This is a genomic window from Photobacterium rosenbergii, from assembly GCF_003026455.1.
GTDB lineage: Bacteria > Pseudomonadota > Gammaproteobacteria > Enterobacterales > Vibrionaceae > Photobacterium > Photobacterium rosenbergii.
On sequence record NZ_PYMB01000004.1, the window covers coordinates 103,419 to 130,073 of the forward strand.

The 26,655-nt window shown below is 48.7% G+C and carries 27 protein-coding genes; 23 read left to right on the forward strand and 4 right to left on the reverse strand.

Annotation, left to right across the window (positions count from 1 at the left end):
- The first annotated feature begins 230 nt into the window (after positions 1–230).
- Positions 231–581, forward strand: coding sequence for a hypothetical protein (locus tag C9J01_RS12910; protein WP_107298567.1), 351 nt, complete (start codon positions 231–233; stop codon positions 579–581).
- 291 nt (positions 582–872) lie between these two features.
- Here the strand turns inward: C9J01_RS12910 and C9J01_RS12915 are convergent, their stop codons facing one another.
- Positions 873–1,388, reverse strand: a complete 516-nt coding sequence (locus tag C9J01_RS12915) for a VOC family protein (RefSeq protein ID WP_107298568.1) — start codon at positions 1,386–1,388, stop codon at positions 873–875.
- A 122-nt stretch (positions 1,389–1,510) separates the two neighbouring features.
- Positions 1,511–2,395, reverse strand: a complete 885-nt coding sequence (locus tag C9J01_RS12920; RefSeq protein ID WP_237156961.1) for a DUF72 domain-containing protein — start codon at positions 2,393–2,395, stop codon at positions 1,511–1,513.
- A gap of 415 nt (positions 2,396–2,810) precedes the next feature.
- On the opposite strand from C9J01_RS12920, the gene aspS reads away from it, so the two are divergent.
- The 6 genes from aspS to ruvB all read left to right on the forward strand — a co-directional run bounded on the left by aspS (position 2,811) and on the right by ruvB (position 9,497).
- The gene (gene aspS / locus C9J01_RS12925) at positions 2,811–4,595 is read left to right on the forward strand and encodes an aspartate--tRNA ligase (RefSeq protein WP_107298569.1); all 1,785 of its coding nucleotides are present in this window, start codon (positions 2,811–2,813) and stop codon (positions 4,593–4,595) included.
- A 162-nt stretch (positions 4,596–4,757) separates the two neighbouring features.
- Positions 4,758–5,501, forward strand: a complete 744-nt coding sequence (locus C9J01_RS12930; protein WP_107298570.1) for a YebC/PmpR family DNA-binding transcriptional regulator — start codon at positions 4,758–4,760, stop codon at positions 5,499–5,501.
- Between the two features lie 12 nt (positions 5,502–5,513).
- Positions 5,514–6,035, forward strand: a complete 522-nt coding sequence (gene ruvC, locus C9J01_RS12935) for a crossover junction endodeoxyribonuclease RuvC (protein WP_039458823.1) — start codon at positions 5,514–5,516, stop codon at positions 6,033–6,035.
- 215 nt (positions 6,036–6,250) lie between these two features.
- On the forward strand, positions 6,251–7,714 hold the full coding sequence (locus tag C9J01_RS12940; RefSeq protein ID WP_107298571.1) for a methyl-accepting chemotaxis protein: 1,464 nt from the start codon (positions 6,251–6,253) through the stop codon (positions 7,712–7,714).
- 104 nt (positions 7,715–7,818) lie between these two features.
- Positions 7,819–8,442 (forward strand): Holliday junction branch migration protein RuvA, encoded by a 624-nt coding sequence (ruvA, locus tag C9J01_RS12945; protein ID WP_107298572.1) that lies wholly within the window; start codon positions 7,819–7,821, stop codon positions 8,440–8,442.
- 38 nt (positions 8,443–8,480) lie between these two features.
- A complete protein-coding gene (ruvB, locus tag C9J01_RS12950) occupies positions 8,481–9,497 on the forward strand; it encodes a Holliday junction branch migration DNA helicase RuvB (RefSeq protein ID WP_107298573.1) in 1,017 nt (338 codons plus the stop codon).
- Between the two features lie 98 nt (positions 9,498–9,595).
- Here the strand turns inward: ruvB and C9J01_RS12955 are convergent, their stop codons facing one another.
- On the reverse strand, positions 9,596–10,492 hold the full coding sequence (locus C9J01_RS12955) for a dihydrodipicolinate synthase family protein (protein WP_107298574.1): 897 nt from the start codon (positions 10,490–10,492) through the stop codon (positions 9,596–9,598).
- Positions 10,493–10,769: 277 nt separating this feature from the next.
- Here C9J01_RS12955 and C9J01_RS12960 point away from each other — a divergent pair, with 277 nt between their 5' ends.
- A complete protein-coding gene (locus C9J01_RS12960; protein ID WP_107298575.1) occupies positions 10,770–11,642 on the forward strand; it encodes a MurR/RpiR family transcriptional regulator in 873 nt (290 codons plus the stop codon).
- A gap of 91 nt (positions 11,643–11,733) precedes the next feature.
- Here C9J01_RS12960 and nagA read toward each other — a convergent pair whose 3' ends face one another.
- Entirely contained in the window at positions 11,734–12,888 is a 1,155-nt protein-coding gene (gene nagA / locus C9J01_RS12965) for an N-acetylglucosamine-6-phosphate deacetylase (RefSeq protein ID WP_107298683.1), read from the reverse strand.
- Between the two features lie 268 nt (positions 12,889–13,156).
- Between nagA and C9J01_RS12970 the strand changes: the two genes are divergently transcribed.
- The 15 genes from C9J01_RS12970 to ybgF all read left to right on the forward strand — a co-directional run bounded on the left by C9J01_RS12970 (position 13,157) and on the right by ybgF (position 26,557).
- The gene (locus C9J01_RS12970; RefSeq protein WP_107298576.1) at positions 13,157–13,870 is read left to right on the forward strand and encodes an N-acetylmannosamine-6-phosphate 2-epimerase; all 714 of its coding nucleotides are present in this window, start codon (positions 13,157–13,159) and stop codon (positions 13,868–13,870) included.
- Positions 13,867–14,748, forward strand: coding sequence for an N-acetylmannosamine kinase (locus C9J01_RS12975; protein WP_107298577.1), 882 nt, complete (start codon positions 13,867–13,869; stop codon positions 14,746–14,748). The genes C9J01_RS12970 and C9J01_RS12975 overlap by 4 nt, the downstream gene beginning before the upstream one ends.
- Positions 14,749–14,798: 50 nt before the next feature.
- Complete coding sequence (locus tag C9J01_RS12980; RefSeq protein WP_107298578.1) at positions 14,799–16,280, forward strand: sodium:solute symporter family protein; 1,482 nt, start codon at positions 14,799–14,801, stop codon at positions 16,278–16,280.
- Positions 16,281–16,362: 82 nt separating this feature from the next.
- Positions 16,363–16,833: an N-acetylneuraminate anomerase gene (nanQ, locus tag C9J01_RS12985; RefSeq protein ID WP_107298579.1), complete on the forward strand. Its 471-nt coding sequence runs from the start codon at positions 16,363–16,365 to the stop codon at positions 16,831–16,833.
- 993 nt (positions 16,834–17,826) lie between these two features.
- Positions 17,827–19,413, forward strand: a complete 1,587-nt coding sequence (gene cydA, locus C9J01_RS12990) for a cytochrome ubiquinol oxidase subunit I (RefSeq protein WP_107298580.1) — start codon at positions 17,827–17,829, stop codon at positions 19,411–19,413.
- Positions 19,414–19,430: 17 nt separating this feature from the next.
- Positions 19,431–20,567 carry a cytochrome d ubiquinol oxidase subunit II gene (gene cydB, locus C9J01_RS12995; RefSeq protein ID WP_107298581.1) on the forward strand — a complete coding sequence of 379 codons (1,137 nt, stop codon included), beginning with the start codon at positions 19,431–19,433 and terminating at the stop codon, positions 20,565–20,567.
- A gap of 11 nt (positions 20,568–20,578) precedes the next feature.
- Positions 20,579–20,692 (forward strand): cytochrome bd-I oxidase subunit CydX, encoded by a 114-nt coding sequence (cydX, locus tag C9J01_RS13000; RefSeq protein ID WP_107298582.1) that lies wholly within the window; start codon positions 20,579–20,581, stop codon positions 20,690–20,692.
- Entirely contained in the window at positions 20,685–20,987 is a 303-nt protein-coding gene (ybgE, locus tag C9J01_RS13005; RefSeq protein WP_107298583.1) for a cyd operon protein YbgE, read from the forward strand. Before cydX ends, ybgE begins: the two co-directional genes overlap by 8 nt.
- Positions 20,988–21,268: 281 nt before the next feature.
- A complete protein-coding gene (gene ybgC, locus C9J01_RS13010) occupies positions 21,269–21,676 on the forward strand; it encodes a tol-pal system-associated acyl-CoA thioesterase (protein WP_107298584.1) in 408 nt (135 codons plus the stop codon).
- On the forward strand, positions 21,673–22,356 hold the full coding sequence (gene tolQ / locus C9J01_RS13015; RefSeq protein WP_107298585.1) for a protein TolQ: 684 nt from the start codon (positions 21,673–21,675) through the stop codon (positions 22,354–22,356). The genes ybgC and tolQ overlap by 4 nt, the downstream gene beginning before the upstream one ends.
- Positions 22,357–22,361: 5 nt before the next feature.
- Positions 22,362–22,808: a protein TolR gene (tolR, locus tag C9J01_RS13020; protein WP_107298586.1), complete on the forward strand. Its 447-nt coding sequence runs from the start codon at positions 22,362–22,364 to the stop codon at positions 22,806–22,808.
- A gap of 13 nt (positions 22,809–22,821) precedes the next feature.
- Positions 22,822–23,865: a cell envelope integrity protein TolA gene (gene tolA, locus C9J01_RS13025; protein WP_107298587.1), complete on the forward strand. Its 1,044-nt coding sequence runs from the start codon at positions 22,822–22,824 to the stop codon at positions 23,863–23,865.
- Between the two features lie 10 nt (positions 23,866–23,875).
- Positions 23,876–25,225: a Tol-Pal system beta propeller repeat protein TolB gene (gene tolB, locus C9J01_RS13030; RefSeq protein WP_107298588.1), complete on the forward strand. Its 1,350-nt coding sequence runs from the start codon at positions 23,876–23,878 to the stop codon at positions 25,223–25,225.
- A 35-nt stretch (positions 25,226–25,260) separates the two neighbouring features.
- Positions 25,261–25,791: a peptidoglycan-associated lipoprotein Pal gene (gene pal / locus C9J01_RS13035; RefSeq protein ID WP_107298589.1), complete on the forward strand. Its 531-nt coding sequence runs from the start codon at positions 25,261–25,263 to the stop codon at positions 25,789–25,791.
- A gap of 19 nt (positions 25,792–25,810) precedes the next feature.
- Positions 25,811–26,557, forward strand: coding sequence for a tol-pal system protein YbgF (ybgF, locus tag C9J01_RS13040; RefSeq protein ID WP_107298590.1), 747 nt, complete (start codon positions 25,811–25,813; stop codon positions 26,555–26,557).
- Positions 26,558–26,655 lie beyond the last annotated feature (98 nt).

Consider the following 26,655-nt stretch of genomic DNA (forward strand, 5'->3'; position numbering starts at 1 on the left):
GGGGATGCCTATAGGGTATTGGTGTTATCCTTTTTATAATAATAAAATGACGTAAGTTAAATATTATTAATCACAATCCCTACTGATAATACTCATTATATTTGCAATCTATCACAGGTCACACAAACATTATTTTTTAAATGTTATATATTGATTGTCATCAAGCAATGTTTACTGTCAAGTTGATGAATGTATAATTTTTCAAGATGATTGCACTGTAAAGGGATAGTATGGGATTAAATAAATTAATATTAGCGGCTGCTTTAACATTGTTACTTAGTGGATGTGAAAAAAGCCCAATTTCTCAAATAAAGAATTCTGACTTTTGCGATGGCTCAGACTTGTCTTTCGAAGATACGTTATCATTAAAATACAATGAGAATATTGAATGGGAGCAATTTCAATCAAGTAACGGTAATGACATAGTTGAAGTGAGAGCTAAGTCTAAGTCTGGTGAAACTTTCAGAATGCAATATTTAATTCAAGAAACCAAGTCAGGTAAAGTTGTGCCAAAACCTGGCTATATTGAGAAAAATGGTGAAAAGTCAAGCTTATTCGGTCTATTGTTTTTATGCATGTGACAGATTATCTGTTTTCATTCTTAGCAATTACTAAAGATAATTGAGATTTTTCTCTACGATTATCTAACTCTGTTCTATGCAGTTTTAAATTTGAAATAAAAACTTTTTGAACAGTAATATTTAAATGATCTAATTATGGAAAACAGAGACCTAATAGACTTAATCACTAATTATTATAGTTAATCTGACCTACTTATCGTTAGAATAGGTTTATGAATTGTGTATAAAAACGTTCATTTTTACTTTTATCGTTGTGATTACCTGAATCATGAAATTTGTTCACGGTAATCACTATAATTGATCATACTGAATCAATTCGATACGCTCGCCATCAGGCCCTAGAACAAAAGCGATGGTTGCGCTCATACCTTGGGCACTGACTTCTGTTGGCGGTGTCACAGCCATTGCACCAGCCTGTAGGGCTTGGTTGTATGTGGCGTTGATATTAGGGACGTTTAGACCAAAGTGATTGATCGGCTGCTGGAATGGCTGGCGCTGGTTTGCATCACCATCACCGAAAAGTTCAATGATTCCGCCGTTATCGTCTTGAAGCATGGCTCCATGCATGTCGACGGTCTTGGCATCCTCACCACTGCCCAAGGTCATGGTTTCCCAACGAGTTTTTAGTTCGAAGTTAAATGCCTTTTGGTAAAACGCGATGGTGCTATCGAGATCGACAACCCTCATAGCAACATGGTCAAGGCGCACGACTGAAACTGTATCTTCTTGGCTAATGGAGTCGGTTGATGCCAATGCGGGGTTAAACGTAACAAGGGCCGTGACAAACAGGGCAGTGATTATTTTCATGATGATTCCTTAACAATAATGTTGCTTAGGCAAAGGGGGAGTGCCCAGTGGCTTGTTAAGTTATCATCTGCCTAAATAGTGTTTAGGTCATTTGGTGACAGATCGCTGATACACCAGTGTTGTTATAACAAGGTGATCTGCGGATCAGGCTCAGCCTTTGGCAGTTCTACATCTGGTAGGTTTGTATCTGCCGCTTTTTGCTGCAGTAAGCGGTATAGCCGTGTTGCCAGTTCCGGCGCATGGTTGTTGTCCGGGGTATGGATGAACAGGTAAGGCTGCTTGCCGTCACGTAACCATTGGGGCAGGCGGACTAGCCAATTGGCAAAGAAAGCGTCGTTGCTAGCGTCATCGGGGTGGCCGATAAAGCGGATCATCGGGGAGCCTGCAGTGGCGATAGCATGCACCGGGACCTTAGGTTTTTTCTGGTGGGCGTCTATCACCGCTTCGGTGGTTGGCGGGGCGGCAAATACCGGGCGGCTATCCATGATAATGCGGTTGGCCCCGCGTTCGACCAGCAAGCGGTTGAGCTGTTTCTCTTCCTCCCCCTTGGCAAAGAATGCCGGGTGGCGTACTTCGACGCCCACAGGGTAGTTGGTTGGAAGTCTCTGCAAGAACTTTTCTAGAGCAGGTAGTGCGGTTGGGCCGAATTGGGCCGGCAGTTGGATTTTCCACAACCCTATTTTGCCTTCAAGCGGGGCCATGGTAGTAAAGAAATCAGCTAGCAGCTGATCACAATGCACCAGTTGGTTTTGGTGGGTAATGGTTTGCGGCAGTTTAAAGGTGAAACGGAAGTTGTCTCCCGTCGCCTCATGCCATTTCTTCACTGTCGGGATCCCCGGCGTAGCATAGAAGGTCGTGTTGCCCTCGACGGTGTGGAACACCTCGGCATACTGAGCTAGTCGGTCGCCTGCTTTACAGCCGCTGCCATACAAACTTTGCTGCCACTGGTTGTGGGACCACATGGCAAGGCCGAGGCGCACAGGGAGGTTAGCGTGGGTTGAGGGCATGGCGAGGCTTCCAAACTGGGTTTACTCGCCATTGTGCAAAGGGGTGTAGTGCTAGGTCAATCTTTTAAATCCTTGATTTAGGTTTTTTCCTTGATCTTACTGGGTACTTTTTCCTAAAGTGGTATTTCGCTTTATTTCCCCTGCATGTTCAAAATACAAAGTACTAGGCCATAGGTTGGCTGCCAGCTCAATGGTTCGCTGTTGGGGCGGATTGCCAATTAATTCTCGTGGATCATGTATGTTGACGGCGCTTGGGTATATAATGCCTCGTTATTTTTGTCTCTCGGCCTGACTAAGCGCGATAATTGCGCGATGTTTAACCAAATTGGCCGGGAAGGATTCAGTATGTGTGTGGTCGGCTGCTTGGGCAGTGCCATACGCACAGGAAAGTTAGTAAACAGATCGGGAATTTCATATGCGCACCCAATATTGTGGTCACCTGAACAAGTCCCTAGCAGGGCAAACAGTAGAGTTATGCGGCTGGGTTAACCGTCGCCGTGATTTAGGCGGTCTTATCTTCATTGATATGCGAGATCGTGAAGGTATTGTTCAGGTTGTTGTTGATCCAGATATGAAAGATGTATTCGAGATCGCTAACCAACTGCGCAACGAATTCTGTATTCGCCTAACTGGTGAAGTACGTGTACGTCCAGAAAGCCAAGTAAACAAAGACATGGCGACTGGTGAAGTTGAAATCCTGGCGACTGGCCTGGAAATTATCAACCGCTCAGACGTGCTACCGCTAGACTTCAACCAGAAGAACACTGAAGAGCAGCGCCTTAAGTACCGTTACCTAGACCTACGTCGTCCTGAAATGAGCGACCGCATCAAGCTACGTGCGAAAGCATCGAGCTTTGTTCGCCGTTTCCTAGACAGCAACGACTTCCTAGATATCGAAACACCAGTACTGACAAAAGCGACACCTGAAGGTGCACGTGACTACTTGGTACCAAGCCGTGTTCACAAAGGTAGCTTCTACGCTCTGCCTCAGTCTCCACAGCTATTCAAGCAGCTGCTGATGATGTCTGGCTTCGATCGCTACTACCAGATCGTTAAGTGTTTCCGTGATGAAGACCTACGTGCTGACCGTCAGCCAGAATTCACCCAGATCGATATCGAAACCTCATTCATGTCTGCCGAGCAGGTACGTGGCGTGACTGAGCGTATGATCACTGAAATGTGGCAAGAGCTACTAAACGTAGATCTTGGCACGTTCCCTATCATGCCTTTCGAAGAAGCAATGCGCCGTTACGGCTCTGACAAGCCGGACCTACGTAACCCGCTTGAGCTTGTAGACGTCGCTGACATCTTGAAAGATGTTGACTTCAAAGTGTTCTCAGGCCCTGCAAACGACGAGAAAGGCCGTGTTGCAGTTATCCGCGTACCGGGTGGCGCTAAGCTAACTCGTAAGCAAATCGACGAGTACACCAAGTTCGTTGGCATCTACGGTGCGAAAGGCTTGGCATGGATGAAGGTGAATGACCGCGAAGCTGGCTTCGAAGGTGTTCAGTCTCCAGTGGCTAAGTTCCTGAACGAAGAAGTGGTTGCACAGCTACTTGACCGTACTCAGGCTGAGTCTGGCGATATCATCCTGTTCGGCGCAGATAAGAAGCGCATTGTTGAAGAAGCAATGGGCGCACTTCGTCTGAAGCTAGGTACTGATCTTGAGCTGACAGATACCAATGCTTGGGCACCGCTATGGGTTGTTGACTTCCCAATGTTCGAGGAAGACGACGAAGGTAACCTTCACGCGATGCACCACCCGTTCACATCTCCTCTTGGCGTGAGCCCGGAAGAGCTGAAAGCGAACCCGGCTGCAACTAACTCTAACGCTTACGATATGGTTATCAACGGCTATGAAGTTGGTGGTGGTTCTGTACGTATCCACAACGCTGAAATGCAGTCTGCAGTATTCGATCTTCTAGGTATTGATGCCGAAGAGCAGCAGCTGAAGTTCGGCTTCCTATTGGATGCACTGAAGTTCGGTACACCTCCACACGCTGGTCTGGCATTCGGTCTAGACCGTTTGGTAATGCTACTTTGTGGTACGGAAAACATCCGTGACGTGATTGCCTTCCCGAAAACAACGGCAGCTGCGTGTCTTCTGACTGACGCACCAAGCCTGGCTAACCCAGCAGCGCTTGAAGAACTGGCGATTGCGGTCAACTTGGCGAAAGAAGAAAGCGCCGAGCAAGAGTAAGCAACAACCTTGATTAAGACTGGCCGAAAGGCCAGTCTTTGTTTTAGGGCTAGATTTACCCAACCTTTAATCTCAAGCCGATCCTGGCACTTAATTAAAAAATATTAGGTTGGTTTTTCGTGGAACATTCGCCATTTGGCGAGCAAGAAATTGGAGTGTGATATGGCAGGTCATAGTAAATGGGCCAACATCCGACACCGTAAAGCGGCACAGGATGCCAAGCGCGGTAAGATTTTCACCAAGCTGATCCGTGAGATCGTCGTGGCTGCAAAAGAAGGCGGTGGCGACATTGACAATAATCCTCGCCTGCGCGCAGCAATTGATAAAGCACTATCAAACAACATGACCCGTGATACGGTCAACCGTGCTGTCAGTCGTGGTGCAGGTGGTGAAGGCGACGACAACATGGAAACCGTGATCTACGAAGGTTACGGGCCGGGTGGTACGGCGGTAATGGTTGAGTGTATGACTGACAACCGTAACCGTACAGTATCAGGCGTTCGCCATGCGTTCTCGAAAGCCGGTGGTAATTTGGGTACCGATGGCAGCGTGAACTACCTGTTCGACAAGAAAGGCGTTATTTCCTACGCAGCAGGTCTTGATGAAGACGCAGTGATGGAAGCAGCTCTGGAAGGCGGCGCGGATGATGTTGAAACCAATGATGACGGTTCAATCGATGTTTACACTGCACCAGCAGATTTCGGCCCAGTAAAAGATGCGTTGGACGCCGCTGGCTTTGAGGCTCAGAACGCCGAAGTGACTTTAGTTCCGTCTACCAAGGCAGAGTTGGATGCTGACACGGCACCTAAACTATTGCGTCTGATTGATGCCTTGGAAGATCAGGATGATGTCCAGGAAGTGTATCACAATGGTGATATTTCCGATGAGGTTGCGGCTCAGCTGTAACGACTCAAGAGTATGTCTATTATTTTGGGGATCGACCCTGGCTCAAGGATCACCGGCTATGGTGTTATCCGCCAAGTTGGGCGGCATCTTGAATATCTCGGTAGTGGCTGCATTAGAACGTCTGTCGAAGATATCCCGGGTCGACTCAAGCAAATCTATGCTGGGGTGAGTGAGGTGATTACTCAGTTCCAGCCCGATGTATTTGCTATCGAAGAAGTGTTTATGGGCAAGAATGCCAGCTCGGCACTGAAACTGGGCCAGGCCCGTGGTAGTGCGATTGTTGCGGCGGTGAATGCCGACTTGCCGGTTAGTGAATACGCAGCCCGCTTAATCAAGCAGGCTGTGGTAGGTACCGGTGGGGCAGACAAGGCACAGGTACAGCACATGGTGTGCTCGGTACTTAAGCTTCCGGGTAAACCACAAGCAGATGCAGCCGATGCTTTGGCCGTGGCGATTTGTCATGCCCATACCCATAAAACACTGGTCGCTATGGCAGGTCAGGCCCGTGGCGCCCGTCGGGGACGTTATCGATAACTGCCTTTAATACAAAGCCTTATATTTCATAGTAAGATGCTTGCATAATGAGTGTTTGATCAAAAAAGCAGCCTTTGGCTGCTTTTTTGTTTTGTTGCGATATTGTTTCTTGGCATATATTGGTCGGAGGTCATATGACCAAGTGATGGTGATCGCTGCAGATCAACGCTAAAGAGCGAACAATAATAATTCAGACAGAATAAGGAACGGATTCCATGACGCCATTGGCTATTTGGCGTGCGCTATTTATGCCCGCAAACGCAAGTTGGCAGGGCGATGGTGCTCGCTACGTCGATACTTTTTTGTTTTTTACCCTCACCTCTTTCTTTGTCGGCATATATAGCCTGTTCAAGTGGTATAGCCATGACCACAGTGCATTGGTGATGACTTCCGTTTTGCTGGTAGTGCTTGAGTGCTTGGCCGGAATTATCTTTCGACTGAGCAAACAAGCAGAAGCGGCGTTGAACATCGGATTTCTTGGCATGGTGATCCATGCGGTCAATATTATTTACCAAACAGGTGGCATCGTAGAATCGACCCAAGCTTTCTGGCTACCGTTATTGATTGTGGCGTTTTATTTATCGGCAAGGCTGTTTATGGCTACCGCATGGTCATTGCTGGTTGTCATGGTATCCGGTTGGATGGTCAACAGTCACTTAGCCGGTCAGGTGTTCCCTAATGTTGAGCTTAACTCCTCGGCATTGGTGGTAGAAACCTGGTCTGGCTTTTTGCTACCCCTGGTTGTGATAGTGATGGCACAGGCATGGGCATCGCGCCAACGGCAGCAGGCCATTTCGCATGCTGAGTCTGCTCACCAGTCTAGTGAAGCAATTGCCGAGCAGGCTAAGCAGGGAGCGAGTCAGTTGGCTGAAGTGCTAGATAAGGCGAGTGGCAATGCAGCATCACTGAGTAATGTCTCTACCGTGATTGAGCAGCAGTCGACCGAGTTGCACCAGCAGGTGGGGACTCTCAACTTAAACTGTGAATCACAGGCCAGTGCTGCCGAGCAGATGAGCGAGCAGGTTAAGCACCTTACCCAAGGTATGGAAGCCTCCGATCAGTTTGTGACCGAGTTGAAACAGCGCAGCGATATTATTTACCGCCAGGCGGAAACCAGTTCTGAATCTCTTCAGGCTTCCAAGGAAGCAATCGCCCGTATCTTAAGCAGTAATGATGAAATCATGTCGGTCGCCGATGTGATCACCTCGGTCGCAGAGCAAACTAATTTACTGGCACTTAATGCCGCGATAGAGGCCGCAAGAGCCGGCGAGCAGGGAAGGGGGTTTGCGGTTGTCGCCGATCAAGTTCGTGAACTGTCAGCCAAGAGCAATAGCTCTGCGGTGGATATCCGCGCTTTGCTTGAACGCAGTCGCCGTGAAGTATCACAAGGGCAGGCGGTGATCGAAAGCAGCACCACTGAGCTAACGGGGATCATCGAACAAGTGAGCAGTATCTCTGGCGATGTGAGCCAATTGGCGGAAAATATTAGCCAGCAGGTCGAAGCGCTGAGGGAGTTGACGTCAGCCAGCCAGGCTGTGGCTAGCAGCGTAGTGGAAACCAATCAGGTATCTGATGCGGTAGCCTCGCAAGGAGCTTTGCTAGCAGAGCAGGTTGAGCGCCTCAATGCACTAGCCGAAAGCTTGAATCAGGTCGTGGGATTGCGCCAGCGTATGGCGTGATGTTTGGCTTGGGGTAACTATCAGAAAGAAAAAAGAGCTGGATATACATCCAGCTCTTTACTATCCTAGAGCCAATTTTGTGGATTGAGAAAAGAGATCTTACTGTGATTGGCCGACTACGTGGAATCATCCTTGAAAAACAACCACCTGAAGTATTGCTTGAGGTGAACGGCCTGGGCTATGAAGTCCAGATGCCGATGAGCTGCTTTTACGAGTTGCCGGAAGTTGGTCGTGAAGCGACTATCTCGACCCATTTTGTGGTGCGCGAAGATGCGCAACTGCTGTATGGCTTCAACAAGAAGAGTGAACGCGACCTGTTCCGTGAAGTGATCAAGGCTAACGGCGTTGGCCCTAAGCTTGGCCTTGCTATCCTATCGGCCATGACAGCCAGCCAGTTTGTCCTAAGCGTCGAGAATGAAGATGTGACAACCTTGGTGAAGATCCCTGGTGTCGGTAAGAAAACCGCCGAGCGCCTAGTGGTTGAAATGAAAGACCGTCTTAAAGGTTGGGGTGAGGGCGATCTGTTTACGCCAGCGCTGGATACCGCTGCATCGAATGCGCCGGTACAAGATACAGCCTCTCAAGCCCGCGCCGAAGATGAAGCGGTCAGTGCCCTTGTTGCTCTTGGCTATAAACCACAGCAAGCATCGAAAGTGGTGGCTCAGGTTGCCCAGCCGGAAATGACCAGCGAAGCCATTATCCGTGACGCACTGCGTTCAATGGTTTAACTGCTGTTTTTATTGATTGTGAATGTAGGTAAGGCTTGATGATAGAAGCAGACAGACTGGTCGCCAGTGAGTATCCGACAACGCGTGAAGAGGACATTATCGATCGCGCGATACGACCGAAATTGCTCGAAGACTACAAGGGGCAGGATCATGTCCGTGATCAGATGGAGATCTTCATCAAAGCTGCCAAATTGCGTGATGAAGCCCTGGATCATTTGTTGATTTTCGGCCCGCCGGGATTGGGTAAAACCACGCTTGCGAATATCGTCGCCAATGAAATGGGCGTGAGTATCCGCACGACTTCAGGCCCGGTGTTGGAAAAGGCCGGTGATTTGGCAGCGCTGCTGACCAACCTGGAAGAAAACGATGTGCTGTTCATCGATGAGATCCACCGCCTCAGCCCTCAGGTCGAAGAGGTGCTGTATCCAGCGATGGAAGACTACCAGTTAGATATTATGATTGGTGAAGGGCCTGCTGCCCGCTCTATCAAAATTGACCTGCCGCCGTTTACCCTGATTGGTGCCACCACCCGTGCTGGTTCGTTGACGTCACCGCTGCGCGACCGTTTTGGTATTACCCAGCGCCTTGAGTATTACAAGGTGGAAGATCTCAAAGGCATTGTCCAGCGCAGTGCAAACTGCCTCGATTTGTCGATGGAAGAAGCCGGCGCGTTGGAAGTTGCAATGCGTGCCCGTGGCACACCGCGTATTGCCAACCGCTTGCTGCGCCGTGTGCGTGACTTTGCTGAAGTCAAAGGCAATGGCCATATCTGCCCGGATGTTGCCGCCAAGGCACTGGATATGCTCGATGTCGATAGCAGCGGTTTTGACTATATGGACCGTAAATTGCTGATGGCAATTATCGACAAGTTCATGGGCGGGCCGGTTGGTCTAGATAACCTTGCCGCGGCTATTGGTGAAGAGCGCGATACCATCGAAGATGTGCTAGAGCCATACCTTATCCAGCAAGGCTTCCTGCAGCGTACGCCGCGAGGCCGTATTGCTACCCACCGTGCTTACCTGCATTTTGGCTTCGATGTGCCTGAGACGAAATAGGCTCGGAGCTTTATCGATTCAAGAAAAAAGCGAGGCACTGCCTCGCTTTTTCATATCAGTTTATCGTATCTAGCATGCGATACGCTTGGCTGTAGCGCTTAGGCTTTCAAGAAACCAGCGGCTTGCATCTTGGCAACAACGTCCGCTTTTTGTTCAGCTGTCAGTGCTTTTAGCGGAAGGCGAGGGTTGCCAGCGTCAATGTCGTGAAGTGCCATTGCTGCTTTGCCTGCTGCGACGCCACCATACTCTACCAATATACGGATCAGAGCGATAACATTGTCCATCCCGTCGATAACCTGTTGGTGTTCACCTTGGTGGAAGGCGTCGATAATGGCATTGAAATGTGGCGCGGCATAGTTGTAGGTACTACCAACAGCACTGGTTGCGCCAACGGCAAGTGCACCTGGTAGGTGCTCATCAACACCAAATGGAATATCAAACTTACCATCGCAAGCACGGAGGCAGCGTTGGTATTCGTATAGGTCACCGCTGTTGAATTTCAACCCGTAAAGGTTAGGAATGCGGGAGTCGGCCTGAATTAAGAACTGCTCCATATCCAAATTCACCCCAGACATGCCCGAATGGTAGTAGTAGAAGCCTTTTGATGGTGCTGCTGCAGCTACTGTTTCACAGTATTCAACCAAGTCAGCCACAGAGCCAGGCTTAAAGAAACATGGACCAATCGCCGATGTTGCAAAGATATCCAATGTGTCGGCATGGCGGGTAAGCTCTAGGGTATCAACAATGCTGAGGGCACCGGTATGGATGATCAGTTTCAATTGGCCATTGGCAGCAGCCACCCAACGTTCTGCAATTGCTTTACGCTCTTCAACTGAGCAGTGGATCCCTTCACCTGTTGTGCCACAGATGTATGCCCCTTTTACACCATCTTTAATTAGGTGAGCGGCGATCTGATCAATAGCCGTGAAGTTAACGTCACCATTTGCCGTAAATGGAGTATGAGGAGCAGCGATTAGCCCGGTCAGTTTTTGCATAGTCAAATACCTATGAAGTTATACTTCAGAAAATTTATTAATAATGGAGTTTGGTTGTCATCTTATGGAGTAAAGTTTCATTTAGCAATCTCTATACACACGAAAACGCCTCGGCACATCGAAATTGTGATGAAGGTATCATCCTAGTAGATTGTAGCTACTGGGCTTGATGTCTGCCGAGCTAAGGCAAATATCAATGGAGCTTTACTTCACAAAGGTGATGATAAATGGGAGAATCAGCAAAAATACATGAATTTAAGCACCGTAGGATGGAAGAATGGTCGCAAATCACATACCCGTAAAATCAGGAAAAGTGCTTGATATGATGGGCAGCATGCAAGAGAGCATGACGCCTTCGGCCCGACGTATTTCTGAATTTGTGATGGATAATCCAGCAGGGGTTACCAAGCTTTCAATCGCTGAGTTGTCGCAGACGGTTAATGTTGGCGAGGCGACGATTATCCGTTTTTGTCGGATGCTGGGTTTCAAAGGGTTCCAAGATTTCAAAATGGATCTTGCTATCGAGCTTTCTAACCAAAATCAGGGTGACAAGTCGATTTTGGATACGGATATTACCGCTGGTGACGGTGCTGAGCTCATTGGTCAGAAGCTTCAAGCTACCATTAACAATGTGCTTTCCGAGACTTTGAACCTGCTGAATTTCGAAGCACTTGAAGCCGTTGCTCAGCAGTTCAGGGATGCTCGCGCTGTGTATTTCTTTGGGGTGGGGTCATCGGGTATCACTGCAGAAGATGCCAAAAACAAGTTCATGCGTATTGGCTACAATGTTGATGCCCTGACCAATAACCACTTTATGTATATGAAAGCGTCATTGTTGCAGCCGGGGGATCTGGCGATTGGTATCAGCCATTCCGGAAATTCGTTAGAGACGACTAAGGCCTTAATGCTGGCCAAAGAAGCCGGAGCGAGTACGGTCGCCTTGACCCATAATCCCAAGTCGGGGATCTGCAAACATGCGGATTGGGTGCTGCTAAACGGCAACCGACAGGGGCAACTGCAGGGAGACTCGATCGGAACCAAAATTACTCAGCTTTTCGTGTTGGATTTGGTTTATACCTTGCTTGTCAAAGACGATGTTGATGGCGCACAGTCCAAGAAGCTCCGCACCACCAAGGCCCTCGAATCGTAACCCCTCAATACATTTGGAAGGCAAGTCGGTTCCGGTTTATAAAGGGAATTGGCTTGCTCTCTTTCATCGATTGATAGGGCAATTGTGAAACTTAAATCCGCTTTATCCCCATTTGATAGACCCCTTTTATATCCAGAGCGGTATCTAACATGACGATATTGGCTTTGTAACCCGCTTTCAGCTTGCCGAAGTTGTCTTCGATGCCTAAAGCCCTCGCTGGATAAAGGCTTGCCATCCTTAATGCCTCTTCTTTAGTTATGCCAACATGCTCAATCAGGTTTTTAATACCATCAATCATGGTGATTGCAGCCCCTGCGATAGTGCCATCTTTATAGTGACATTTACCGTCGGTGACAAAGGCTTGTTGCCCCGCCATGTCATAACTGGAAAGGTCTGTTCCTGCTGGAGTAACCGCATCGGTAACGAGGAAAAGTTGCTCTCCCAGTAGCGCTTTGGCGATACGCACGGCAGGGTAGGCGGCATGGATACCGTCGACAATGATCCCCGTTGCCGGTTTATGTTCGGCAATATATCCCACGGCGCCGACTTCCCGTGAGGCAAGCGGTGTCATGGCATTGTAGAGGTGGGTAGCCATGCTGAGACCTTGCTTATCGACCAGTTGTTGGTAAGTGGCATTGGTATGGCCGATAGAGACTTTGATCCCCGCATCGGTTAGCACATCTATTGCTGTCTGCCCGACACACTCCGGTGCAAGCGTGATTACTTTGACCGCACCATGACGCTTGGCCAGTTGCTCTGCTTCTTCCTGCGTTAGTTGCCTGATGAAATCTGCATGGTGGGCACCTTTTTTCGCGACATTGATAAATGGCCCTTCTAGATGCAGGCCAAGCACGCCTGAACTTTCTCTAATTTCCATTGAATCAACTAGGCTTATCGCCTGTTGCATTTGTGGCTGTGGGTTGGTGATTAACGTCGGTAGGAATTGAGTGGTACCTGATTTCAGGTTGGTTTGGTTCATGATGTGTAAGGTATCGAGACTGATATCTGAATTGAACAACACCCCACCACAGCCATTAAGTTGCAAATCGATAAAACCGGCGGTTAGTAGTAGCCCTTTGACGTCGATGCAGTCAGTTGGTAACAACGGAGCCTGCGACATAGGCACTACACTTACGATAGTGTCACTTCGAATAATAACGGCCTGATCATCGAGCAGTGTCTCGCCATCAAAGACCGTTGCATGGATCAGCGCAACCGGTGTCTGGGAAGCATTGAAGTTTTCCATCATCCTTTCTTCCTAATTCTTTTGTTTTAAAGGGGTATTTCTCATTGTGGGGGACGACTCGTCATCAAATCGCGTCTGGTTTGGAGTATTCCTCCATTTTGAGGCGACTTTAAAGAAACTTAAATGTCCTATCGAGGGGTATTTATACCTTGAGCTAATAAGTGTGGTGTTGATCTCCTTTTTGAACAATCATGGTTGAAGTTTTGCTCCGTAAAAAATAAATTGAAATAAAACTTCACTATTATTTTGTTTCTTGGAGTTATGCTTTATGACAGTTTCTACTGTTAACAACACTGTTCTGGCAACGATGAAGCATGGGTTTGTGTCTTCATGTCAGCCAGTTGATGATGGTCCTATGGATTCGCCAGCCATCGTTGCAGCTATGGCACAGGCTTCTGTGGCTGGTGGTGCTTCCGCATTGAGAATTGAAGGGATCGATAACCTTAAAGCGGTTAGGCCGACGGTATCTGTGCCTATCATAGGTATCGTTAAGCGCGACCTACAAGACAGCGATGTACGTATTACGCCGTATATCGAAGATGTCGTTGCTTTGGCTGAGGCGGGAGCAGACATTATCGCGATCGATGCGACTGACCGTATGCGCCCGGTACCCGTTGCAGAACTAGTCGCTGCTATTAAGCAGGCTGGCTGTTTGGCAATGGCGGACTGCGCTACTTATGAAGAAGGGCTAAACAGCCAGCGCTTGGGCGTGGAGATCATCGGTTCGACTTTGTCTGGATATACCGGCGGTGTTGTCCCCGCAGAACCTGATTTCGCCCTCGTGACCAAACTTAATCAGGCTGGCTGCTTTGTCATGGCTGAAGGTCGCTACAACTCACCGCAGCTTGCCCGTGAGGCCATTGAGGCGGGAGCCTCTTGTGTCACAGTGGGTTCTGCAATCACCCGTATTGAGCATATTTGCCAGTGGTTTAGCCAGGAAGTGTCACTAGCTAAACATCCGGCGAGAGAGGCCATTTTATGACGACCTACCTAGCGGTTGATCTTGGTGGAACGAAACTGGCTGCAGCACTAGTCGCGGATGGCGTACTCAGTGCCCGCCAGCAACTCAATACCCAATCGGATAAGTCTACTGAGTTATTACGGCAAAACCTGGCCACCTTGCTCGCTTCATTTCACGATCAGGCTGATCAAGTGGTGGTTGCCTCAACTGGGATCATTCAGGATGGACTGCTTACCGCATTGAACCCGCAGAATCTAGGCGGTCTGGATCATTTCCCTATCAAAGCGGAGATTGAGGCAATTACAGGGCTTCCTACCCTGGTGCTCAATGATGCTCAGGCCGCAGCATGGGCGGAATACCACGCGGCGGGTGGGCAGTATGCCAACATGGCTTTTATTACCGTGTCAACGGGGGTAGGGGCAGGCTTGGTGATTGACGGACAATTGCAAATTGGTGCCCGTGGTATTGCTGGACATGCAGGTCATAGCTTGGCTGATCCCAATGGTCCCGTGTGTGGCTGCGGCCGTAAAGGCTGTGTTGAAGCCATTGCATCGGGAACGGCGATAGGTCAGCAAGGCAGCGAAGTCTTCGGTGAAAATTGCACGGGGCAGGAAGTTTACCAGCGTTATCTGGCCGGTGATGAAGCCGCTACGGCAATTGTCTCTCGCTCGGCGACTGCAATTGCTCAACTGGTCGCTGATCTCACCATTACCAATGACCTTGATGCTGTCGTGATCGGCGGTGGGGTAGGCTTGGCAGCTAATTACTTGGAATTGGTCGAAGAAGCTCTCAGCTCGTTGCCAGCGGTTTACCAACCCAAGTTACTCCCAGCTACATGCAGTACTGATGCCGGACTGATCGGTGCTGCCCTGTGGGCACAAGCCTGCAGCCAAAGATAACAACTTATAGACATTTTATCTCAACCTACACTCTTGAGAGGAGCTAGCGCATGGAAATGCATGCTTTTGGAACCCTGAACTATATCGTCTTGCTGGTTTATTTAGCGGCGATCATGATGGTGGGAATGTATTTCGCCAAACGGCAGAAGTCAGCGGATGACTACTTTAAGGCCGGTGGGCGGATCCCTGGCTGGGCTGCGGGGATCAGCGTATTCGCAACAACCCTAAGTTCAATCACCTTTATGTCGATTCCGGCCAAGGCTTACACGGAAGATTGGACCTTTCTGATCGGTCAGTATATTGCGATTATTATCCTGCCGTTCGTTTTCATCTATTACATCCCATTTTTCCGTAAGCTGAACCTGACATCGGCTTATGAATATTTGGAAAAACGCTTTGATGTGCGAATGCGATTGTTTGCTAGTTTGTCATTCATGCTGTTCCACATTGGTCGTATCGCGATCATTACGTACCTGACGGCGTTGGCTCTGATGCCATTTATCGATATCAGTCCGCTTACCATTGTCTTCCTAATTGGTGTGTTATGTATTGTCTACACCTTCATGGGGGGTATCGAAGGGGTTATTTGGACCGATGTGATCCAGGGGATCATGCTGTCTGCTGCCGCCGTGATGATCTTTGTGATGATCTGTTTCAATGTTGATGGCGGTATGACTGAAATCTTCCGTTTATCTGCAGAGGCAGATAAGTATTTCCCAGCCGATAAAATGGCGTGGAGCTGGTCAGAAAGTACCGTTCCTGTGCTGATGATTGGTTTCCTGTTCGCTAGCTTGCAGCAGTTTACCGCCAGCCAAGATGTGGTTCAGCGCTACATTGTGACTGACTCTGTTGAAGAGACTAAAAAAGCGTTGGTTACTAATGCCAAATTGGTCGCCTGCATTCCAGTATTCTTCTTTGCAGTCGGCGCGGCACTATATGCTTACTATACCCAGCATCCTGAGCTAATGCCGGAGAACTTCAACACTGGCGGGATCTTGCCATTCTTTGTAATTTCTCAGATGCCTGCTGGTATTGCTGGGCTGATCATCGCGGCAATTTTTGCAGCATCACAGTCAAGTATCTCAAGTAGCCTTAACAGTATCTCGGCGTGTTTTACATCCGATATCTATACCCGATTTGGCGGCGAGAAGAGCCCTGAGCAGAAGCTGAAAGTTGGCCGAATGGTGACAGTCTCTGCAGGTGTGTTTGGTGTGATTGCTTCTACGTATCTCATTATGTCGAATGAAAGTGAATTATGGGATGCCTTCAATAGCTTGATTGGTTTGATGGGCGGTCCAATGACTGGTCTGTTTATGCTGGGTGTCTTCGTACGCCGTGCCAATGCCAACAGTGCATTGCTAGGTGTCGTGGCAGCCGTTGCTACTATCTTGTGGGTACGTGCAAGCACAGATCTTAACTTCTTTTTCTATGGCGTGATTGGCACCTTGGTGGTTGTGCTGGTGGGCTTTATCACCGCGCCTTTATTTAAAAACAGCCACAGTGATGAAGAGGTCAAGGCGCTGACTATCTAACCCTGATTCAAATCGTTACAAAATTAATTCCCCCTCAAGGTCCGCGCCGTATTGGCCGGGCCTTTATTTTAAGAGAGTACCTATGATTGTTGGCCATATTGATCAGCGAGAGACGTTTTCCTATCTACCTGCCGCTGTCCACCGTAGCTTGGCATTTTTGTCTGGGACCAATCTAGAAACACTTCCCGTTGGCCGCCATGATATTGATGGCGACAAAATATTTGTCAATGTGATGGCGTTTGAAACCTCAAGCGCGGAAAGTAAGTTGCATGAAGTGCATCGTGATTACCTCGATATCCAATTCCTGATTTCCGGAAGTGAGCGTATTGGCTTCGCTGTTGCGAGTGAGGCACATACCGTTGAGAAGCATTACGATTCTGAAAATGATTTCTGGTTGGCCGGCGCCGTGAAAGGCGAGTCAGAAGTGCTACTTGAACCAGGCATGTTTGCGATTTTCCTACCTGGGCAGCCACATAAGCCGGGATGCACCATCGCAGCACCGCAGCCAATAAAGAAAGCGGTGGTAAAAGTGCATCGCAACCTATTTGAATAAAACGTTAAATCCGCGGTAAACAAAAACGAGGCCATAGGGCCTCGTTTTTGTTTTTACACCTAGCGCAACTATTTTTTGTTTAATGGCTGTTTCTATCGTTACAAGTCTGTGACATATCGAGCGAGGGCCACAGAAAGAAAATATTCTTCATTTAACAGCCGTCAGAGCGCTTGCTTGCTTCGTGAGCAGTTTCTAGCAGTTGCTTTTGTACATTTCAGCAAAGCTTGGTTGGTAAAGCGCAACGATTTTTTCAAAAATACGAGCCATATCTACTTCCTCAATCTAAATCAAAGTGGTTGGGGAAACAGCCTACAACCCGCCAAAAAGATGACTTTTACTCTCTAGGCGGCCTTATCTGTTTCTGGTGCTGATTATAGGCATTTTTAATTTATCCAAAAGCGAGTTAAATTTCACTTTCGCATAAATTTAACTAATCCGATTTTGATGGTGGAGGTCCATGTACCTACTGATTTGTCAGTAGTACGTATGAGATTTTGGTTATTGAATAACCAGTTAAAACATATTCAATCCTTTTTTTTCTAAGGATAAACACCTCGAATATGAAGGGATAAAACAGAATGTGAAGTGGCATTAATAGTCCCGTTCAAGATTTAGAAGAGTGGAGTTTTAATATTGAGCTTCCAGCTGTTTAAACGGTGCTTAATAGTTTGATCTGAGTCAATCAAGATGCGGGTGATTAAAATTTGAACAGGGTTTATTGATATTTATCAAAGCAAATTGTGCGATAAATCCATTGAGCCAAACGACGAATGCCAGTAATATTAGCAATGACTTTATTAGCTGTAGCTTAACAACAAATTAACTAATTTGGTACAGTATCGCAACATATCAGGGATGCCACTAATTATTTAAATAATGGCAACCAGGAAGGTGACAAATTGCGACTACGTTTGGCTACTTTTTGCTAAGCCCAACCATAAGTGCACTGTGTTGTACTGTCGTCAGTCAGCCTGGCGAAAGAAGGAGTTCTCAATGTTCACTGATATCGTCGAACTATCGCGGTTACAGTTCGCATTAACTGCGATGTATCACTTTTTGTTCGTCCCATTGACTCTTGGTATGGCGTTCCTACTAGCCATCATGGAGTCGGTTTACGTAATGACCGGAAAGCAAATCTACAAGGACATGACCAAGTTCTGGGGTAAGCTTTTTGCCATTAACTTCGCCCTTGGTGTTTCCACGGGGCTTACCATGGAGTTCCAGTTCGGTACTAACTGGGCGTACTACTCCCACTACGTAGGTGATATCTTCGGCGCGCCGCTGGCTATCGAAGCACTTATCGCTTTCTTCCTTGAATCTACCCTAGTTGGCCTGTTCTTCTTTGGTTGGGATCGTCTATCCAAGCGTCAGCACCTTGCTGTTACTTGGCTAGTTGCTCTTGGCTCTAACTTCTCGGCACTATGGATTCTTGTGGCAAATGGTTGGATGCAGAACCCTGTAGGTGCAGAGTTCAACTTCGAAACCATGCGTATGGAAATGGTTAGCTTTGCAGAAGTGGTACTTAACCCGGTTGCCCAGGTGAAATTTGTTCACACTGTCGCGTCTGGTTACGTAACAGGTGCGATGTTCGTACTGGCTATCAGTTCTTACTACATCCTTAAAGGCCGTGATATTGCCTTTGCTCGTCGTTCATTCGCGATTGCAGCAGCGTTCGGTATGGCGTCAATCCTATCTGTAATCGTTCTGGGTGACGAATCAGGTTACGAGCTAGGTGATGTTCAGCAAACTAAGCTAGCGGCTATCGAAGCTGAGTGGCATACAGAAGAAGCGCCTGCTGCCTTCACTGTGTTTGGTATCCCGAATCAGGAAACCATGGAAACCGACTACGCGATCAAGATCCCTTATGTCATGGGTATTATCGCTACGCGTTCTTTCGACACTGAAGTAACGGGTCTGCGTGACCTGAAAGCTGAGCACGAAGTACGTATCCGTAACGGTATGGTGGCTTACGGCTTGCTTGAAAAACTGCGTGCCGGTGACAAGACACCAGAAAACATCGCAGCGTTCGATGAAGTGAAACACGACCTTGGCTACGGCTTCCTACTTAAGCCTTATGCTGAAAACGTGGTTGATGCGACAGAAGAAGATATTGCCCGTGCAGCGGATGACTCTATCCCAACAGTATGGCCGCTATTCTGGAGCTTCCGTATCATGGTGGCATGTGGCTTCCTGATGCTGGGTATTATTGGTGCGGCATTCGTTCAGTCTTGCCGTCATAAGATCACCGAGAACAAGTGGGTACTGAAAGCAGCGCTTTACGGTCTACCTCTTCCTTGGATCGCAGTAGAAGCGGGTTGGTTTGTTGCAGAATACGGCCGTCAGCCGTGGGCTGTGGGTGAGATCCTGCCGGTATCGATGGCGGTGTCCAACTTGGCACCATCAGATATCATCACTTCTTTGCTAGCAATTATTGCACTGTACACAGTGTTCCTGATTGCTGAATTGTACCTGATGATCAAGTTTGCTCGTCTAGGTCCTAGCAGCCTGAAAACTGGCCGCTACCACTTTGAAACTACCGATGCACCACAGAATGTTGTTGCGCGTCAGGTTGAAGCATAATCAGGGAGAGTTGAGCAATGTTTGAATATGAAGTATTGCGATTTATCTGGTGGGTGCTGATCGGTGTGCTATGCATCGGCTTTGCAGTCACAGATGGTTTTGACATGGGTGTAGGTGTACTGTCCCGTATTATCGGTAAGACAGACAGCGAACGCCGAGTAATGATTAACTCAATCGCCCCGCACTGGGACGGTAACCAGGTTTGGTTGATCACCGCAGGTGGTGCCCTGTTTGCAGCATGGCCTTTGGTCTACGCAACAGCGTTCTCTGGCTTCTACTTTGCTATGATCATTACGCTAGCGGCACTTTGGCTACGTCCGATCGGTTTTGACTACCGTTCGAAGATTGAAGATCCAAAATGGCGTGAAGCTTGGGATAAAGCCATCTTCGTAGGTAGTTTTGTACCGCCAGTGATCTTTGGTGTGGCGTTCGGTAACCTGATGCAAGGTGTACCGTTTGAGCTGAACGAGTTCCTGATCCCGACTTACAAGGGTTCGTTCTTCGGTCTGCTTAACCCGTTTGCACTGCTATGCGGTATTGTGAGCATTCTGATGATCACTACCCAAGGTGCAGCTTACCTGCAGATGAAAACGACAGATGCCATCCGCGAGCGTGCTCGTCGCGTAGCGATGATAACTTCAGTTGGTACAGCGGTTTGTTTTGCCATTGCTGGCTTCTGGGCTCAGAGCATCGAAGGCTACATCGTGACCTCTGAAATCGCGACAAATGCGCCTTCTAACCCGCTAACGAAAGAAGTTATGCGCCAGACCGGTGCGCTGTTTGCTAACTTTGATGCTTACCCACTGCTGTGGATTGCACCTTTGCTAGCGGTAGCAATGCCTGTACTAACGGTACTGTGCTCTCGTGCGAACCGCGCAGCACTGGCATTCGTTACATCAAGCCTGACTATGGCGGGTGTGATTTTGACAGCTGGTTTTGCATTGTTCCCATTCATCATGCCTTCAAGCCTGGTTCCAAGCCACAGCTTGACCATGTGGGACGCAACGTCTTCTGAGCTGACCCTGAACATCATGACCGGTGTTGCAGCGGTGATGGTTCCGATTATCCTGGCGTACACCTCTTGGTGTTACTACAAGATGTTTGGCCGTCTTGATACCAAATATATCGAAGACAACAAGAACTCACTGTACTAAGGAGACAGACTATGTGGTATTTCGCTTGGATCCTGGGTGTGCTACTTGCTTGCTCATTCGGTATCATCAACGCGCTGTGGCTTGAAGCGACAGAAAATATGGATAAAGAGGAAACCGGTGAGTAACCTCGATCACTGGGTGAAGCGTGCCCACCAGTGGGTGGACTTCGGTCTACTACGCGTTGCGTCACTGCTGATGTCGATGGCATCGGCAGGGCTGGTGGTGTGGGAACCCACACTCTTCGCCCAGGCGATTGGCGGATTCGGACCGGTCATCTCGCCAGCCCTGATTTGGGCAACGTGTGCAGCTATGGTCTTCGGCGTTGGTTTTGTCCCTCGCCGTTGGTACTGGCAGGTGTTTTTCACCCCGTACGTTTCGTTGCCTATCTTGGCTTACATTTTGTTTTTGCGTTTAACGTAACAATTTGATTTCAAACTGTTCACGCTGATACAAAAACATACAATTGAAACAGCCCATTGCAATTGAGTAATGGGCTGTTTTTTTATATCTGGATAAAATGCCAACAGGTAGGGAGAGAGCAGGGCCGTTCAGGGAGTGACAGGATCATCAAAAAGTAAAACTCTGCCTGTTTACTGTTAATGCATGATTCCAATCTGGTAGCCAAGTTAGGTATAGTAAGCCCTTGGGCAAAAGCCTAGATACATTGGCACAAGTGATTGAACACCAAGGTTGGAATGATAATGACCGAAGAACACCCGTTTGAATGGCCTATCAGGGTTTACTATGAAGACACTGACGTAGGTGGCCTTGTCTATCATGCTAACTATATTAAGTTTTTTGAGCGAGCGAGGACGGAACTCTTCCGCTCCATCGGTGTCAGTCTTAACGACTTGTTCGCCGAAAAAGCCAGCTTTGTGATTCGGCATTTAGAGATTGATTACCTCAAGGGTGCCAAATTGGATGATCAACTTGTTGTACGGACCTGGCCTAATACTATACGCCGGGCGTCGATCGAATTTTGTCAGGTTTTAGTTAACACTAGCGGGCAAACCTTGTGTAGCGCATCGATTCAGGTAGCCTGTGTCCACCCCGATACGTTGAAACCTATCAAGATCCCAGAACATATTTTATCGGAGATAACTAAGTGACTGAACTTTCGATTTTAGATCTTTTCCTGCAGGCGAGTCTGCTAGGTAAGGTCGTTGTAATCATTTTGATGTGTATGTCCGTTGCATCATGGACCATGATCATCAAACGTTCCCAGGTCTTGTCACGGGCCAAAATGAATGTGGAGCGTTTCGAAGACCGTTTTTGGTCTGGGGTCGATCTGTCGCAGCTATACCAAGAGGTAGAGGCGCGCAAAGATAGCCTGACCGGAACTGAACAAATTTTCCACGCCGGTTTCAAAGAATTCGCCCGACTTCACCGCAACAACGGCAAAGCGCCAGAAGCGGTTATGGAAGGGACGGGACGTGCGATGCGTGTTGCCATGTCTCGTGAAGTTGAAGAGCTTGAAACCAACCTACCATTCCTTGCAACCGTAGGTTCGATCAGCCCATATATCGGCCTGTTCGGTACGGTGTGGGGGGTAATGCATGCCTTTATCGCGCTGGGTGCAGTAAAGCAAGCCACGCTTGCCATGGTTGCCCCGGGTATTGCCGAATCCCTGATCGCAACAGCGATCGGCCTATTTGCAGCGATCCCTGCGGTTATTTTCTTTAACAAACTGACCAACCAGGTGGCCAAGCTTGAGCACTCTTATGCCACATTTATGGATGAGTTTTCTAGCATCCTGCATCGCCAGGCATTTGCTGCTCAGCAGGAGTAACCGCGATGGCTTATCAACCGAAAAAGCGCAAGGTTACTTGCGAGATTAACATTGTTCCCTATATCGACGTGATGTTCGTCTTGCTGATTATCTTTATGGTAACAGCCCCTTTTGTCACCCAGGGCGTTGACGTTGATTTGCCGAGCACTACAACGGCCAAGACTGCAGCGGAACTGGTTGGTGAAAACAGCGAAAAGTCGCCGATTATCGTTGAAGTTGACCAAGATGGTCACCTTGGCATCAGTGTTGATGATCGCGAAATGCAACGTGGGTTGGGTTTAAATGAACTGCTAACCCGTGTTCGCGCCGAATTGCAGCTCAATCCTGAATCAGCGGTGCTGGTTGGTGGTGATGCACGTGCACCGTATGCATACATCATCGAAACCCTCGATGCCCTTAATCAGGCTGGTGTAGGGTCAGTAGGTCTGATGACCGAACCTCTAGAGCAATAAGTAGGCAGGCAGGATGAAGAAAAGAGAATACAGTGCTGCCTTCATTATTTCGTTACTTATGCATGGTTCACTGGTCGCAATGTTGTTGTGGGGAACGGATTTCATCATGACAAAACCCAAGCCATCGGGAAACATCGTTCAGGCGGTGGTGGTCGATCCGGCTTTGGTGAACCAGCAGGCTCAGCGTATCCGCCAGCAGCGCGAGGCGGCAAAAGCTGCCGAGCAGGACAGGCTGAAGCGTTTGGAGCAGCAAGCTGATGCATTGGAAAAGATGCGTCAGGAAGAAGAGCAAAGGTTACGCCAGCTCAAGGCTGACAAGCTGAAAGCTGAAAAAGAAGCACGTGAAGCTGAGCAGGAGCGCCAGCGAGTAGCTGCCGAGCGAGCAAAAGCGGCGGAAGAAAAACGTAAGGCTGATGAGGCTGCACGTATTGCCCGCGAGCAAGCTGCCAAAGCTGAAGCAGACCGCAAGGCGAAGCAGGAAGCGGCTGCGAAAGCAGAAGCGGAACGTCAGCGCCAGATAGCAGAGCAACGTAAGGCAGAAGAAGCAAAACGCCAGGCGGAAGCCGCCGCTGCGAAAGCAGAAGCAGAGCGCCAGGCACAGATAGCTGCCAAGAAGAAAGCCGAAGAAGAAGCCCGCAAAGCGGAGGCTGCCCGTAAGGAAGCCGAACGTAAAGCGGCAGAGGCCCGTGAACAACAGCGCCAGCAGGAAGCAGCACTGAATGATATGTTCGCAGGCCTTGAAGCTGAGTCTGAGCAGCGAGGCGGTGCCCGCGGCCAGTTTGTGGCGGACGAAACCCAGCGCTACGGAGCCATCTATACCCAGATGATCCAGCAGAACTTGTTGGTAGAGCAAAACTTTATCGGCAAGGAATGTGTGATCCGTATGCGTTTGTCGAGCAATGGTTTGGTACTTGATGCGTCGGAGGATGGTGGTGACAGTGCGGTTTGCCGTGCAGCGAAAGCGGCGGTGGTCAAAGTCAGCCAGTTCCCGATGCCGGAAGACCCAGCTGTTGTTGAGCAGCTTCGCAATATCAGACTAACAGTAAGCCCGCAATAAGGAAGGAGTAATGATGAAACGTTGGTTAATGGGATTGTGCGTGGCGCTGTTGAGTTTCAGCCAAATCGCACAGGCGGAATTGGAGTTGGTGATCACCGAAGGGGTAGACTCTGCCCGTCCAATCGGTGTTGTGCCTTTTAAATGGGAAGGTGCCGGCCAAATGCCGACCGATATCTCGGCCGTCATTGCTTCTGACTTGCGTCGAAGCGGTAAGTTTTCACCGGTGTCGACCAGCAATATGCCGCAAACACCTTCGAGCGAAGAGCAGGTTGACTACAACGCCTGGACGTCAATGGGCGTCGATGCTCTGGTAACCGGTACGGTAACCATGAACGAGCAGGGCAACTATGTCATCAACTACCAGTTGATTGATGTGGTGCGCGGCCAACTGACTAGCGGCCAGAGCCGAGGCTTGGAAAACGGTGAGCTGGTGATGACCAAAGATCACCTGCTGATCAACAACCGTGCAACGGTAAAAGAGTCGCGCCTACGTCACTATGCCCACCGTATTTCAGATATCGTCTACGAAAGGCTGACAGGTGAAAAAGGGGCATTCCTTACGCGTATTGCTTACGTGGTGATTGATGACAAGGCCCAGTACCCGTATCAACTGCGTGTGGCAGATTACGATGGTTTTAATGAGCGTCTAGTTCTGAAATCCCAGCAACCGTTGATGTCCCCTTCATGGTCACCTGATGGCAGCAAGCTGGCGTACGTGAGCTTTGAAAACCAGCAGGCACAGATCTTTATCATGGATATCTATAAGGGTACCCGTGAGATGGTCTCTTCGTTCCCACGCCATAACGGTAACCCGCGCTTCTCGCCAGACGGCAAGAAACTGGCGATGGTGCTGTCGAAGAGTGGTAGCTTGCAAATCTACATTAAAGACCTAGAAACCAAGGAATTGAAGCAGATCACCCGTGGTCGAGCCAACAATACCGAAGCATTTTGGGACCCGAGCGGTGACTCTTTGATATTTACCTCAGACAGAGGTGGTAACCCACAGATATATAGAGTAAATTTAGCTGACGGTTCGACTAAGCGCCTGACTTGGCAAGGAAGTCAGAACCTCGGTGGTCAATTGACGCCTGATGGCCGGTTCCTGGTAATGGTGAATAAGTCGGACTCTGGCTATAACATTGCCAAGCAAGATCTGAAAACCAATGCGGTGCAGGTACTGACCAAGACATTTTTGGATGAGTCACCAAGCATTGCGCCTAATGGCGGCATGGTGATCTACAGCTCGGTGAATAACAAGTCTAACGAGTTGTCGCTAGTGTCGATTGATGGGCGATTTAAAGCAAGATTACCTGCAACTAATGGCCGAGTAAGAGCTCCATCATGGGGACCTTTTCTCTAAGTTAGTCGCAACAAGCAATAAAAAAGGAAAATAAAATGCAACTGAACAAAGTTTTAAAGGGTTTGGCAATTGCGCTGCCAATGTTCACTCTAGCGGCGTGTAGTTCAAGTGAAAGCACTGATAGCTCAGCGGCGTCAGAGACTAATACAGGTTCAACAACTGAACAGTCAACCGTTGTGACTTCACCTGTAGAGCAAGAGCCAGTACTTTCTGAGCAGGAGCTACGCAGCCAGCAGCTACGTCAAGAGCAAACTGTTTACTTCAAGTTTGACAACGCTGAAATCCAGCCTGATTACCAGGACATGCTAACTGCACATGCTGAATACCTTCGCGACAACGCGGAAGTTAAAGTGATTGTTGAAGGTCACGCTGATGAGCGCGGTACCCCAGAGTACAACATCGCCCTAGGTGAGCGCCGTGCAAACGCAGTTGCTAAGTACCTTCAGGCGCTAGGCGTATCTGCTAGCCAGATCTCAATTGTTAGCTACGGTGAAGAAAAGCCTCTAGTTCTAGGCCACACTGAAGCTGACTACGCCAAGAACCGTCGTTCGGTTCTGGTTTACTAAGCCATAATAGGTAATTACGATGAACAGTAACACAATGCGAAAGCTCGCATTTACGTTGCTGGTTGGTGCGGCGACCCAGGTGGTCGCCGCACCTGCTCCTGTTACTGAAATTAGCGGTAACAGTGCGCAGGGCGGTAGCCTGGAACGTCTGGAAAGGATGATTGAGGCCCGCAACCAGGTGCAGTTGGATATGCAACTGCAACTGGATCAGCTGGCAACCGAAATGGATGAGCTACGAGGGATCGTAGAAAGAAACAGCTATGATCTTAGCCAGATGCTTGAGCGACAGCGCGAGCTATACCGTGAAATCGACACCCTGAGCCGTCAGCCGCAAGCCAAGCCTGCGGAAGAAAAAGCGTCTGAGAAGGCAAGCACAGAAGTTTACTCTGGTAATGTCGGGGAAAACGAAGCGTACGAATCTGCTGTAAACCTGATCTTGAAAGAGAAGGATTACACCGGTGCGATCACTGCATTCAAAGGTTTCCTCACCACTTACCCTGAATCAAGCTACAAGCCGAATGCACATTACTGGCTTGGTCAGCTTTACTTCACTCAGAACCAGTTACCTGATGCTGCAGAGCAATTCACCGCGGTTGCCAGTTTTGAGAAGTCCAACAAGCGCGCTGATGCGTTGCTCAAGCTAGGTATCATTGCAGAGCGTAGCAACAAGGCAGCAGACGCGAAGAAATACTACCAGCAAGTTATCTCAGCCTACCCGAACTCAACCAGTTCACGACAGGCACAAAGTAATCTTGATAAGCTTTAAGCGCTTGCTTGGATAGATATAAGAAGGCCGTTTATACGGCCTTTTTTGATCCATGCTATTTGAACGTTTGCGGTGTATAATGCGCGGATTGTACAAGG